Below are 12,916 nucleotides of genomic sequence, written 5' to 3'. Positions count from 1 at the left end.
GCGGTGGAGCGCCGGCGCCGTTACGGCCCTGACAAGGACCTCGGGCCTCAGATCAGTCGAGCGCCGTGGTCAGCGGCTCGTGCAGCTTGGTGTCGGCCGGCTCGGTGGAGTCGAGCCCGGGGTAGACCGGGCACCCGTACATCGGCTCGTACGGGGAGAAGGTGCTGTTGTCGGGCAGGTCGCGCAGGTGACGGCCGAGCGGGTTCTTCTCGCTCCAGAAGTCTCCGCCCAGGAGCCGGGCGACCCACATGGGGGCCACGCGGGCACCCGTGCTCTTGAGGAACTTGCCCAGGTTGTAGTCATGGTCGTAGAAACCGTGAATCAGCCGGGTGTAGGTGTCGTAGCCCGTCTTGTAAAAGCGCTGGTACTCGTCGACGGTGGACTCCTCCTCCCGCTCGCCGCTCAACAGCCCGGCGGTCAGCTCACCGGCGTGGGTGCCGGAGACGAGCGCGAGGTACACGCCAGCGGAGAAGATCGGGTTGGCGAAGGCGCCCGCGTCGCCGACGACGAAGAAGCCGGGGCCCGCGACCTGGTCGGAGTAGTACGTGAACTCGCTCTCGACGAGGGTCCCGTCGTGCTCGGCACCCTCGATGCGCTGCCGGATGCGGGGGACGCGGCTGACGTGCTCCTCGAACAGGGCGTCGGGCGACTCGACGCTCTGCAGCATGCTCGCGGGGACCACGGTGCCGACGCTGAGCTTGTCCTTGCGCACGGGTATCGCCCACAGCCAGCCGTCCGCGTGGGCGCCGACCTGGATGTCGCCCTCGACACCGGGGTTGGTCGCCTCGTCGACACCGGTGTAGTGGCGGAAGACGGCGACCGTCCGGGTGGTCTGGGGGTACTTGCGGCTGCGCAGCACGTTCTTGGTGATGAGGCCGGCGCGGCCGCTGGCGTCGATGACCCGGCGCGCCCGGACGCTGTGCTCGGTGCCCTGGGCGGTGTAGGTGACGCCGACGACCCGGTCGCCCTCCATGTCGACCTTGGTGACCCGCGCCTCCTGGACGACCGTGGCCCCGCACTCGGCGGCATGGTCCAGCATGATCACGTCGAAGTCGGCGCGCTCCAGCTGGAAGGTGGTCAGGGCGCGGCCCGTGCCCTGGTCGGTGAAGTCGACCCGGTGGAAACCCTCGCCGGTGTGACAGAACTCCGCGCCCGTCTTGACCGGGAAGCCCTCGGCCTTCACCTTCTCGGTCACGCCCAGCTTGTCCAGCATCGCGGACGTGTAGGTGAGCATGGACTCACCGATGTGGAACCGAGGAAACGCCGCACGCTCCAGGACGAGGACGGAGAGTCCTTTGCGGGCCATCGTCACCGCGGCGGACGACCCCGCGGGGCCACCGCCCACGACGACGACATCGAAAGTGTTCGCATCCGGATTCGCCACTGACACTCCTTTGCTTCCTGGCTCGCGCCGCGAAGGACGAGCCAAGGGGACGAGGGAGAGAGGGCGTCACCGAGGGCGCCCGGCCGAACCGCGTCTCCCCCGTCACGCCCGGCATCTTCCGCATTCTTGTGCGACAGGGTCATCTTGGCATATCCACTGGTCGCCGAGTAAGCGATCAAGGGACCTGACATGCTGTCAACTCACCCTTGACAGGCCTCAGTACGCGACTCGACGCCGGAGATCAACCGACGACGTCACCGGGGCCGGCCCCTGGATCAGGAGACAGCAGGAGGACCCTCCCGTCCTTGTCGTACGACCCCAGGAGCAGGAATTCGCTGGCGAATCCGGCGATGCGCTTTCTCCCGAGATTGACGGCGCCCACCACCAGACGGTCCTTCAGCTCGTCGGCCGGATAGTCGGTCACCTGCGCGCTGGTCGACAGCTCCCCCATCGACGGGCCGAAGTCCACGCGGAGTTTGCAGGCGGGCCTGCGCGTCTCCGGGAAGGGTTCTACCGACACGACCCGGCCGACCCGGATGTCGATCGAGAAGAAGTGTGCCGGATCGCTCTGCGGCTTGGGTTCCTGGCTGCTGGTCATGTTCCAGGGGCTCCGGTTTCTAGTAGGACATCCGGACTGGCATGATGACGCACTGGTAGTCCGCCACGTCCTCGCCGTCGGCGGTCCGCCCGGTCAGCACGGCCGACTTCAGCGGGGCCTGGCAGTTGAGCACGGCCACCTCGGTCTCGACGGCGCTGAGCGCGTCGAGGAGGAACTGCGGGTTGAAGGCGATGGCGATGTCCTCGCCGTCGATGTGCGCGTCCATCGACGCCATGGCCTGGGCCTCATCGCCGGTCGCCGCCTCCAGGATCACCTCACTGCCCTGGAAGCTCAGCCGCACCGGGGAGTTCCGGTTGGCCACCAGCGACACCCGCTTGATGGCGTCCATGAACGGCGCGGTGCGCACGGCGGCGCGGGTGGCGAACTCGCGGGGCAGCCGCTGCCGGTAGTTGATGAACTCGGCACCGATGAGGCGCGAGGTGGCCCGCCGGCCCTGGAACTCGAATCCGATGGTCTCGGCCCCGCCGGACTCGCTGTTCCCGCTGAGGCTGAGCGAGATGGCGGCCCCGGACGGCATGGACTTGGCGGTCTGCGCGATCGCCTTGGCCGGTATGACGGCGCTGAGCGACACGTCGGGATCGACGGGGTTCCACTTCAGCTCCCGCATGGCGATGCGGTAGCGGTCGGTGCAGGCCAGGGTGAGCACATCGCCCTTGGCCTCCAGGTGGAGGCCGGTGAGGATGGGGACCGACTCGTCGCGCGAGGCGGCGAGGGCGACGTGCGCGACCGCGGCGCTGAAGGCGTCACCGGCGACCGTACCCGCCAGGCCCGGTACGACCGGCAGGGCAGGGTAGTCCTCGACGGGCAGCGTCTGGAGGGTGAAGCGGGTGCCGCTCCCCTCCAACGTGACCCTGGTCGCGTCGCCCACCAGCTCGATGACGCCCGGCGGCATGCTACGCATGATCTCGGCCAGCAGACGGCCGGAGACCAGCGCGGTGCCGGGCTCGATGACCTCGACGTCGACTTCGGCGCGGGTGGAGACCTCGTAGTCGTAACCGGAGAGCGTCAGCCTCTCGTCGGCCTTCAGCAGAATGCCGGCGAGGATCGGCACTGTCGGCCTGGAGGCCAGACTGCGCGCCGCCCACGCCGTCGCCTCCACAATCTCGTCGCGCTCCACTCGGAATTTCATGGTGCCCCCCTACCTCTGGGTCGTTCACGTTCTCTGTCAGGGGACCGAGTCAAGCATGACCGGCCCCGTGGCGCTCAAGCTACGGGGTGGCGTCGTCGTCGCGCGCCGGCCGCCGGGTCCAGGCGTCGGAATCGTCCCCCAACGGCAACGGGCCGACGACCCGGGCGGGGTTCCCGCGCACAAGGACACCGGGCGGCACGTCCCGGGTGACCACGCTGCCGGCTCCCACCACCGCGTCGTCGCCGATGGTCACGCCGGGGCAGACGATGGCACCGCCGCCGATCCAGACGTTGCCGCCGATGACGATCTCCTCGCCGAACTCGTACCCCTGCCGGCGCAGTCCGGGTTCGAGCGGGTGGGTCGCGGTGAGCAGCTGGACGTTCGGGCCGATCAGGGTCCGGGCGCCTATCCGGATGGGGGCCGTGTCCAGGAACACGCCCCCGAAATTAACGAACACTTTGTCGGAGAGGGAGATGTTGCGGCCGTACAGGCAGTGGAACGGAGAACGCACCTCGATGTCCTCGCCCACGGAGCCGAGGAGTTCCTCGAGAATCTTCCGGCGTCCGCCCGAGTCACCGACACTGGTCGCGTTGTACCGCTCGACGAGAAGCGCCGCGCGAAGGCGGTCGTCCGCCAGCTGTTCGTCGCCATATACGAAGAGGTCACCCGCGGTCATCTTTTCCCGGTACGTCGTCACCAGTGAACTTCCCCTGCTGGACCGCCTTGTTTCACCGGCGAGCCTACCTCCTGCGCCGGTCCCCGCTTCACGGTCGTGGGAGACTCGGACCTCAACTGATGGGGGATCAATGTCGCAGACTAGCTGCATACTTACGGATGATCGGACTCCGTTTACCGATGATCGGGTACCGCTTGTCGCGGTTCTCGGAGCGGGCCACATCGGCGGCACCGTGGTGGCCCGGCTTCTCGCCGGCGGACATCCCCCGTCCCGCCTCCGAGCCACGACCCGGTCCCGCGCTCACGCTGCGGAAATCGCCGCCGCATACGGGATCGCGACCGGCGAGGACAACGCCGAGGCGGCCTCGGGGGCGGACATCCTGGTCCTCGCTGTACGCCCGGACCAGGCCGACGCCGTCCTGGCCCAGGCGCTGCGGGTGGCGGAGCCGGCCCGATACGTCGTCTCCTTCGTGGCGGGCTTCTCACTGGCACGGCTGACGTCGGCCGCGGGCCCCACGCCGGTGCACGCGTTCCGTGTGGCCACCAACGTCGCGGCGCTGGAGAAGTCCGGGGTGCTGGCCGTCTCCACGGCGCCGTCCAGCCCCGCCGAGTCTCTGGAACACGTCACGGCCGCCCTGCGCCCTCTGGGCACCTTCGTGCCCCTTCCGGAGTCCCAGCAGGACACGGCCGCGTCGACCCTCGGCAGCGGGGCGGCGTTCCTCGCCCTCGCGGCCGCCGGCGTCCGCGAGGCGGCGAGCGCCGCCGGCGTCGCACCGGAGCACGCCCTGCTCTTCACGGTGGAGGCCCTCGAATGCGCCGCCGCCCTCCTCCGGCAGGCGGGCCCCGCGTCGGCCGAACCCTGGGCATCCCTGGTCACCCCCGGCGGGCTCACGGCCGCAGGCATCGACTCGCTGATGAGTCACGGCGTGTCGGACCACATGGCCGAGGCGGTGCGGGCGGCCGTGGACCGCGCCCGGGTCGTCACACCGACGCCGGCCGAAGCTACTTGACCCCCGTCAACTCCCCCTGGAGGATGACCTTCTCGCGCGAATGATCAACTCCAGCGGGAACCGCCCCGCCGGACCGGGCCCGGAGCGGCCCCTCGCCGGCTCACGCTCGGCCCGACCTCCGCGCACCTCTCCAACACCTCAGTGAACTCATCCCATCGGATCCGAAGGCGGCACGCCGTGTATGACGTGATAGTGGTGGGCGCCCGATGCGCCGGCGCCTCGACGGCCCTTCTGCTCGCACGGGCGGGCCACCGTGTACTGATGGTCGACCGGGCCACGTTCCCCCGGGACACGCTGTCCACCCTCTACATCCATCAGCCAGGGGTCGCCCGGCTCGCCCAGTGGGATGTGCTGGACGACATCGTCGCGACGGGAGCCCCCGCGCTGGACCGGGTCACCTACCGGGTCGCCGACGTCGAACTCTCCGGCTGCTCCTGGCCGGTGGCCGGGCAGCGCGCCGCGTACGCCCCGCGGCGCCACCACCTCGACACGATCCTCGCGCGTGCTGCCGTCGCGGCGGGCGCGGAGTTCCGTGAGGGCTGCACCGTCGAGGACGTGCTCTTCGAGGACGACCGCGTGGTGGGCGTGCGCTGCCGCACCTCCGGTGGCGCGGTGATGGAGGAGCGCGCCGCGCTGGTGGTCGGCGCGGACGGCATGCGCTCCCGGGTGGCCGAGGCGGTCAAGGCGCCCTTCGTCGCCGAGGACCCGCTCATGACCTGCGCGTACTACACCTACTGGGAAGGCGTGTCCGACCACTTCGAGCTGCACGAGACGCCCGGCCGCTGGATCGGCGTGATCCCGACGAACGACGGACTGACCCTGGTCGCCTCGTACTTCCCGCAGGCCGAGTTCAACCGGGTCCGGGCGGATGTCGAGACGGCCTACCTGGACGCCGTACGGACCACGGCCCCCACGCTGTACGACCGGATGGCGGGCCAGGAGCGGGCGGACAAGTTCTACGGCAGCGGAGACCAGCGGAACTTCTTCCGCAGGGCAGCGGGCCCCGGCTGGGCCCTGGTGGGGGACGCCGCCCACCACAAGGACTCCATCACCGCGAAGGGCATCACCGACGCCTTCCTCCAGGCCGAGGCACTCGCCGGGGCGGTAGGGGAGGACCTGCGCGAACCGGCGCGGCTGGAGGAGGCCCTGCGGACCTACGCGGAAGGCCATGAGGACCTGCTCGTCGACGGTTACCAGAGCACGCTGTTCACCGCGGCGCTGACCGTGCGCAAGGACCGGCTGGCCATGCTCCGGGCGGTGGCGAGCAAGCCGGAGTTCACCGAGCGCTACTTCGCCGCCGTGGCCGGGGACTGCGCGACGGAGGATCTGTACACGCCCGATCTGCTGGACCTCCTCTACTGATCGCCGGCACCGCAGCCGTATCCGCCTCGAACCCACCGATTCCCGGAGTCCCGTCATGATCGTTTCGACCGGCCCCGCCAGCCGCTGGATCCGACGCCATCTGCCGGTCGGCGATCCTCGGATCAGGCTCTTGTGCTTCCCGCACGCCGGCGGCACCGCGAGCTTCTTCCGCAACTGGCCGAAACAGGTGCCCTCCGACGTGGAGGTGCTGTCGTTGCGCTACCCGGGCCGCGAGGACCGCCTGGCCGAACCCTTCATCAAGACGATGGAGCCGCTCGCGGACGCGATAGCCGAGGCGGTGACACCGCTGCTGGACCGGCCGCTGGCCTTCTTCGGGCACAGCATGGGCGCCTCGATCGCCCACGAGACGGCCGTCCGCCTGGAAGCACGGCGCGGCTTCACGCTCCACCGGCTCATGGTCTCCGCGCGCCCCGCCCCCCAGCTGCTGCCCGCCTACCACTTCGACCTGGACGACGAGGCGCTGGTCGCCGACGTACGGCGGCTGGACAGCAACAGCGGCGCCGCTCTGGACGACCTGGCCCTGCGCGAGCTGGTCCTTCCCGCGATCCGCGCGGACTACGGCCTGGTGCGCGACTACCAGCCACGGGAGGTCCGGACCGTCAAGAGCCCGATCACCGCGTACAGCGGTGACGCCGACCCCGAGGTCTCCACGGCGGACGTGGAGGGCTGGAGCGCGGTGAGCGCCGCCGGTTTCCGCCTCCGGGTCTTCGAAGGCGACCACTTCTACGTGGTGCCGCGCGAGAAGGCTCTCGTCGCGGACATCACCGAGCAACTGCGCCAGGACTGAACCGACCCACCCCCGAGCTCGGTCCTCTTCACACCATCCACGTCAGCCACCACGGGTGAGGTCATCCTTATGCGGAACGAATACATCGAGGCCTCGGGGCGCGTCGCCCACCAGCACGGCGAGCCGTCCGACCTCCGGTACATCGGACGGGCCGCCTTTCGGCGCACGCTCTTCGACATGGCCACGATCCGCGCCTTCGAGCAGCGGCTGCTCCAGTGCGCGGACCGGGGCGAGGTCTCCGGTCCCCTGCACACCTCCATAGGCCAGGAAGGAGTGGCCGTGGCGGTCTGCCGGCACCTGCGGGACGGCGACCAGGTGGTCGGCACCCACCGTTCCCACCACCACTTCCTGGCCCAGGGACTGGCCCGTACGGTCGCGGACGCCTGGAACCCCCTCACTGACGCCCCGCCCGCGGCTGCGGAGGCGCTGCTGACCTCGGCGTTCGCCGAGATCCTGGGCCGCCCGACCGGGGTGAACCACGGCGTGGGCGGTTCCATGCACCTGCGCCACGAGAAGGTCGGCTTCATGGGGTCGAGCGCCATCGTCGGCGGCGGGATACCCCTCGCCGCCGGTCTGGCGTACGCGAACCGACTCCGGGAAACCGGCGCCTGCGCGGTCTGCTTCATCGGCGACGGCGCGGTCAACCAGGGCACGTTCCACGAGACGGCCAACCTCGCGGGCGTCCTGGGCCTGCCCCTCCTCATCGTCATGGAGAACAACGGCTACGCCGAGGCGACCCGGCCCGAGGAGGCGTCGGCCGTCCTGCCGCTGGCCTCCCAGGGCCTCGCCCACGGGCTGCGGGCCGCGACCGTCGGGGGCGGTGACCACGCCGGGCTGCACCGGACGGCCGAGGACCTCCTCTCCTCGATGCGGCGCGGAGCGGGGCCCGCGATCATCGAGGTGGAGACGTACCGGCACTTCGACCACACCGGCCCCGAGCGGGGCAGCGCCGTCGGGTACCGCAGCGCGGCCGAGGAGGACGTCTGGCTGGAACGCGACCCCATGGCCTCGCTACCGAGGACGCTGATGGCCCACGGACTGCTGACGGCCGACGAGGACGAGGCGATCCGCGCGGCCGCGACGGCGTTCGTCGAGCGGGCCTTCGACGCCACGCCGGCGCCGAGCACGGTCCCGCCGGTCCTGGACGTCCGCACTCTGCTGCGCGGCCCCGCGCGGGAGGCGCGAGAGGAGCGCGAGGAGCGCGAGGAGCGCGAGGAGCGGGCGAGCACGGAGGAGCAGGCACCGCGCACCAAGTGGACCTTCAAGAACGCCATCGCGGAGGGCATAGCCGGCGCCCTGCGGCACTCGCCCGACGTGGTCTTCCTCGGTGAGGAGGTCGCCAACCCCGGCGGTCTGCTCTGGCAGGCCGGCCGTCTCGACCGGACCCTGGTCGGCTCTCGCATCGTCAACATGCCCATCTCCGAGGCCGGTTTCGTGGGCATGTCCTGCGGGGCCGCCATGGCGGGCGTGCGCCCCGTCGTGGAGCTGATGTACGGCAGCTTCGCCCTGATCGCCGCCGACCAGTTGTTCAACCACATCGGCGTGATCCGCGCGCTGTACGGCAACACGGCACAGGCGCCGGTGATCGTGCGGGCCAAGGTGCCGATCGGACGCGGCTACGGACCGCAGCACGGACTGAATCCGGCCGGCCTGTTCACCTCATTCCCGGGCTGGCGCGTGTACGCCCCGACCGACCCCCGGGAGTATCTGGGCACGCTGAACTCCGCGCTGCGGTGCGACGACCCGGTCCTGCTGATCGAGTTCGCCTCGCTGTACGACGAGGTCTTCGAACTCTCCGAGGACGATTTCACCCGCCGCCTGCCACTGGAGGGCGCACGGGTCGTCAGCGAGGGCACCGACGTCAGCATCTTCTCGTACGGCATCGGGGTGAACTGGGCGCGGGCGGCCGCCGACGAGCTGGCGGCGGCGGGCCGCTCGGCCGAGGTCGTGGACCTGCGGGCGCTCGACACCCTCTCGACGGACTGGGCCACCCTGGAGTCGTCCCTGGCCCGCACCGGAGGACACGGTCTGTTCGTCGACCCCGCGGCACGTGGCCAGTCGATCGCGCCGCGGCTCATCGCCGACCTCGTGGGCCGGCAGGCCGGGGTCCACCGCCTGTCGTACCTCGCCTGCGCCGACGTACAACCGGTGACACCCGTGCTGGAGCAGCAGGCGGTCATCGGCACCGCCGACATCGTCACCGCGGTCCACGAACTGCTGAAGGCCCACTGACCCGGGAGGTCGCTATGCGCTGGAACCATCTCTATCTGGCGGGCACCGGGGCGTACTTCCCCGAGCACGCGGAAAGTGCGGAGGAGGCGATCGCGGCGGGGCGCTACTCCGCCGAGGAGCACGCGTCCAACGGCATCCGCGCGGTGCGGACCGCCGGAAAGGACGAGGCGCCGGCCGTCCTGGCGGCGCGGGCGGGACAACGGGCGGTGGAGCGCTCGGGGCACGCCGCCGAGGACTTCGCGTGGGTGCTGCACGGGTGCATGGGCTACCAGGGGCGGGACTTCTGGACCCCGGCCCACTACGTGCAGCGGGAGACGGTCGGCGGGCACGGTCCGGCGGTCGAAATCCGGCAGGGCTCCAACGGCGGCCTCGCCGCGCTGGAGCTGGCCGCCGCGCAGCTGACCGCCCGGCCCGACGCGACCGCCGCGCTGATCACCACGGGCGACGCCTTCCGGCTGCCCTACGTGGACCGCTGGCGCACCGAGAACCAGCAGGTGTACGGCGACGCCGGCACCGCCGTGGTGCTGTCCCGCCGGGAGGGTGTCGCGCGCCTGCGGTCGACGGCCTCCCGCTCCGTGCCCGCGCTGGAGCCTGTGTACCGGGGCACGGGCGGCTGGTCCGCCGGCCCCGACCCGGCCGAGTGGCCCGTCGACCTGCGCACCCGCACCCGGGACTACCTGCTGGCCGACCCGTTCCGCTACGACGAGGTCATCGCCCGGACCGGCGAGAGCCTGGAGCTGGTCGTACGCGAGGCGCTCGCCGACGCCGACACCAAGCTGGAAGAGGTGGCGTTCGTGGTGCACCCGGCCATCGGGCGGACCATCGTGGAGTACTCCTACGTCGCCCAGCTGGGCATCGCCCCGGAGCGCACCGTCTACGCCTGGGCGCAGGACTACGGTCATCTCGGCGCGGGCGACCAGTTCGCGGGCCTCGATCACCTGCTCGCCGGCGGGCGCGCCGACCGGGGCGACCTGATCCTCACCATCGGGGTGGGCATCGGCTATCTGTGGACGGCGGCGGTTTTCGAGGTGCTCCGGGCGCCCGGCTGGTAGGCCGGCCGGCATGTCGATGCCTCGGGCCCGCGCGGGGCCCGAGGCATCGATGTCCTGGGGGTCTCAGCGGGCGTGCCGGACCAGCGTGATGCCGTCCTTGACCGTCAGCATCACGGCCCGCACCCGCGGGTCCTTGGCCACCTTGTCGTTGAAGGCCACCACATAGGCGCCCCATTCGGTGAGCATGGTGGAGAGCCACTCGTCACCGCTGACGGCCTGCTGCTCGTCCCCGGCGGCGAGGATCCGGTCCGCGTCCTCGGACTTCTGGGTCAGCGAGTCCACGACGATGCCACCCCACAGGGTGTTGTCGATCGCGAGGATCCCGTTGTCGGCAAGCAGCCCGCGTTCGAGGATCGTGTCGAAGTACTGGGCGTAGTTCGGCTTGTCCGCGTCGACGAATATGAAGTCGAACGGGCCCTCCAGGGTACGCAGGGTCTCCAGCGCGTCGGCCTCCACGAGCTTGATCTTGTGGCCGTGGGCACTGCGCGCGAAGGCCTTGAGGGCGAGGTCCCGCGCCCGCTCGTCGGCCACGTAGCTGTCGACGGTGACGAGTTCACCGTCGTCCGGCAGCGCGGCGGCGAGTCCGATGGTGGCGTGGCCGGTGAACGTGCCGATCTCCAGGATGCGTCTGGCGCCGACCGTGTCGACCAGCATCGACAGGAAGGACACTTGCGCCGACGACGTCGCGATGTCCGCCCACTCCGGGCAGAGCCGCTCGGTGTCGGCGTGCAGCTCCTCCAGGTCCTCGGACGACGGCGTCGAATGAGCCTCCGCGTACTCCTCGATTCCCGGCCGGAAGATCGACGGCTTCTTGAAAACTACGTCCTTGCGATGGAACACGGAGTTCCCCCTCTTCATTTCGTGGATCAGTTGGGTACGACGGGTGATGAGTCCTGCTGCGGCAGGCGTCGGTTCAGCAGGTCTTCCTCGCGGAACTCGGTGTCCCTCCGCTGCCCGGACGACGTCTCGAAGGCCTTCAGCACGGAGCGCTCGATCTTGCCCGAGGAGTTCTTCGGCAACTCCGCGAATTCGATCCGGCGGATGCGCTGGTAAGGAGCCAGGCGCGTGGACAGGAAGGTGAACAGCTCGGTGGCCGTCTCGCGCGACGGTTCGGCGGTGGCGGCCAGGGTCACGTAGGCCTTGGGCACGGCCAGTCGCCTCTCGTCGGCCGCGGGCACCACCGCGGCCTCGGCCACGCTCTCGTGCTGGAGCAGCACGCTCTCCAACTGAAACGGTGAGATGCGGTAGTCGGAGGACTTGAAGACGTCGTCCTGCCGCCCCACGTAGGTGTAGTAGCCGTCGACGTCCCGCTGGGCCACGTCCCCGGTGCGGTACCACCGCCCGGCGCAGGGGTCCAGCGGCTGTCCCTCGTCGTCGGCGTAACCGGTCAGCAGGCCCAGCGGGCGCTCGGTGACGTCGAGGCAGATCTCTCCCTCCTCTGCGGGGAGTCCGTCCGGGCCCAGCAGTTCGACCCGGTAGCCGGGCAGCGGGCGGCCCATCGCCCCGGGCTTGACCGGGAGGCCCGGTGGGTTTCCCACCAGTCCGGTGGCCTCCGTCTGCCCGTAGCCGTCACGGACGGTCACCCCCCAGGCCCTCCGGATCCGTTCGATGATCTCCGCGTTGAGCGGTTCGCCGGCGGAGACGGCCTCGCGCAGCGAGACCTTCCACCGGTCCAGTGGCTGCTGCACGATCATGCGCCAGACGGTCGGCGGCGCGCAGAACGTGGTCACCTCGCCCCTGACCAGCGCGTCCAGTGTCGCCTCGACGTCGAAGCGGGGCTGCGCGAGGGCCAGTACGCCCGCCTCGGCGGACCACGGCGCGAAGACCATGCTGCACGCGTGCTTGGCCCAGCCGGGCTGGGCGATCGTCGTGTGCGTGTCGCCGGAGCGCTGGCCGACGAGGTACATGGTCGTCAGCTGACCGACGGGGTATGAGGCGTGGCTGTGCTGCACCAGCTTCGGCCGGGAGGTCGTGCCGGAGGTGAAGTACCGGAAGAGCGGGTCCGTGGCGAGGGTCGTCCCCTCGGGCCGGAAGGCGGAGCCGACCCGAGGGGCCGTGGCCAGGTCGTGCCAGCCCTCGGGGGCGCGGCCGTCAGTGGCGGACAGGCTGACGATCCTCGTCCGGATTCCCGGGATGCGGCGGAACTTCGGGGTGTCGGCGGCCCTTGTCACGACGTGCCGCACGCCGGCCTGCCGCATGCGGACGCTCAGGTCGTCCTCGCCGAGCAGGGTGGTGGCGGGGACGACCACCGCGCCGAGCTTGAGCGCGGCCAGCAGGGTGATCCACAGGTCCACCCGGTTGTCCAGCATCAGCAGCAGCGGGTCGCCCCGCCGTACGCCCAGCTCCGCCAGCCAGGTGGCGACCTGGCCGGAGCGCTCGGACATCTCGGCGTACGTCAGGGACGTGTCACCGCCCGTGCCGGCCGCCAGGTCCATCACGTGCAGCGCGGTCGCATCGCGGCGCTCGGGTGTGCGCGCCACCACGTCGAACCAGTCGAGGGCCCAGTTGAAGGCGGTGAGCCGGGGCCAAGAGAACTCCCGGCAGGCCCGCTCATGATCGTCGTGGTGGGTCAGCAGCACGTCCCGGGCCTGCCGGAACGCCGTGGTGGGATCGCCGGGTGCGGCGTCCGTGCCAGGTACGGTCAC

General features: G+C 70.7%; 11 protein-coding genes. 5 read left to right on the top strand and 6 right to left on the bottom strand.

Annotation, left to right across the window (positions count from 1 at the left end; genetic code table 11):
• Positions 1 to 52: 52 nt before the first annotated feature.
• The 4 genes from HUV60_RS28055 to HUV60_RS28040 all read right to left on the bottom strand — a co-directional run bounded on the left by HUV60_RS28055 (position 53) and on the right by HUV60_RS28040 (position 3,829).
• Positions 53 to 1,384 carry an NAD(P)/FAD-dependent oxidoreductase gene (locus HUV60_RS28055; RefSeq protein WP_257849967.1) on the bottom strand — a complete coding sequence of 444 codons (1,332 nt, stop codon included), beginning with the start codon at positions 1,382 to 1,384 and terminating at the stop codon, positions 53 to 55.
• A 241-nt stretch (positions 1,385 to 1,625) separates the two neighbouring features.
• Positions 1,626 to 1,982, bottom strand: coding sequence for a tRNA-binding protein (locus HUV60_RS28050; RefSeq protein ID WP_257849966.1), 357 nt, complete (start codon positions 1,980 to 1,982; stop codon positions 1,626 to 1,628).
• 19 nt (positions 1,983 to 2,001) lie between these two features.
• Positions 2,002 to 3,132, bottom strand: coding sequence for a DNA polymerase III subunit beta (gene dnaN / locus HUV60_RS28045; protein ID WP_257849965.1), 1,131 nt, complete (start codon positions 3,130 to 3,132; stop codon positions 2,002 to 2,004).
• A gap of 79 nt (positions 3,133 to 3,211) precedes the next feature.
• Complete coding sequence (locus tag HUV60_RS28040; RefSeq protein WP_269441244.1) at positions 3,212 to 3,829, bottom strand: sugar O-acetyltransferase; 618 nt, start codon at positions 3,827 to 3,829, stop codon at positions 3,212 to 3,214.
• Positions 3,830 to 3,938: 109 nt separating this feature from the next.
• On the opposite strand from HUV60_RS28040, the gene HUV60_RS28035 reads away from it, so the two are divergent.
• From HUV60_RS28035 to HUV60_RS28015, 5 genes are all read left to right on the top strand, one after another.
• A complete protein-coding gene (locus HUV60_RS28035; protein WP_257849964.1) occupies positions 3,939 to 4,817 on the top strand; it encodes a pyrroline-5-carboxylate reductase family protein in 879 nt (292 codons plus the stop codon).
• A gap of 177 nt (positions 4,818 to 4,994) precedes the next feature.
• Positions 4,995 to 6,179, top strand: a complete 1,185-nt coding sequence (locus HUV60_RS28030) for an NAD(P)/FAD-dependent oxidoreductase (RefSeq protein WP_257849963.1) — start codon at positions 4,995 to 4,997, stop codon at positions 6,177 to 6,179.
• A 55-nt stretch (positions 6,180 to 6,234) separates the two neighbouring features.
• Positions 6,235 to 6,987 carry a thioesterase II family protein gene (locus HUV60_RS28025; protein WP_257849962.1) on the top strand — a complete coding sequence of 251 codons (753 nt, stop codon included), beginning with the start codon at positions 6,235 to 6,237 and terminating at the stop codon, positions 6,985 to 6,987.
• A gap of 69 nt (positions 6,988 to 7,056) precedes the next feature.
• The gene (locus tag HUV60_RS28020) at positions 7,057 to 9,219 is read left to right on the top strand and encodes an alpha-ketoacid dehydrogenase subunit alpha/beta (protein ID WP_257849961.1); all 2,163 of its coding nucleotides are present in this window, start codon (positions 7,057 to 7,059) and stop codon (positions 9,217 to 9,219) included.
• Positions 9,220 to 9,233: 14 nt separating this feature from the next.
• On the top strand, positions 9,234 to 10,271 hold the full coding sequence (locus HUV60_RS28015) for a ketoacyl-ACP synthase III family protein (protein ID WP_257849960.1): 1,038 nt from the start codon (positions 9,234 to 9,236) through the stop codon (positions 10,269 to 10,271).
• A 63-nt stretch (positions 10,272 to 10,334) separates the two neighbouring features.
• Here HUV60_RS28015 and HUV60_RS28010 read toward each other — a convergent pair whose 3' ends face one another.
• The gene (locus HUV60_RS28010; RefSeq protein WP_257849959.1) at positions 10,335 to 11,111 is read right to left on the bottom strand and encodes an O-methyltransferase; all 777 of its coding nucleotides are present in this window, start codon (positions 11,109 to 11,111) and stop codon (positions 10,335 to 10,337) included.
• 26 nt (positions 11,112 to 11,137) lie between these two features.
• Entirely contained in the window at positions 11,138 to 12,916 is a 1,779-nt protein-coding gene (locus HUV60_RS28005; protein WP_257849958.1) for an AMP-binding protein, read from the bottom strand.

Origin of the sequence: Streptomyces sp. KMM 9044 (genome assembly GCF_024701375.2) — a bacterium.
Lineage (GTDB): Bacteria > Actinomycetota > Actinomycetes > Streptomycetales > Streptomycetaceae > Streptomyces.
This window is presented reverse-complemented; position numbering and strand designations above follow the sequence as displayed.

Coding starts and splice junctions, on each gene's coding strand:
- HUV60_RS28050 (WP_257849966.1), bottom strand. CDS start 1,982: ATGACCAGCAGCCAGGAACCCAAGCCGCAGAGCGATCCGGCACACTTC.
- HUV60_RS28015 (WP_257849960.1), top strand. CDS start 9,234: ATGCGCTGGAACCATCTCTATCTGGCGGGCACCGGGGCGTACTTCCCC.
- HUV60_RS28025 (WP_257849962.1), top strand. CDS start 6,235: ATGATCGTTTCGACCGGCCCCGCCAGCCGCTGGATCCGACGCCATCTG.
- dnaN (WP_257849965.1), bottom strand. CDS start 3,132: ATGAAATTCCGAGTGGAGCGCGACGAGATTGTGGAGGCGACGGCGTGG.
- HUV60_RS28035 (WP_257849964.1), top strand. CDS start 3,939: ATGTCGCAGACTAGCTGCATACTTACGGATGATCGGACTCCGTTTACC.
- HUV60_RS28020 (WP_257849961.1), top strand. CDS start 7,057: ATGCGGAACGAATACATCGAGGCCTCGGGGCGCGTCGCCCACCAGCAC.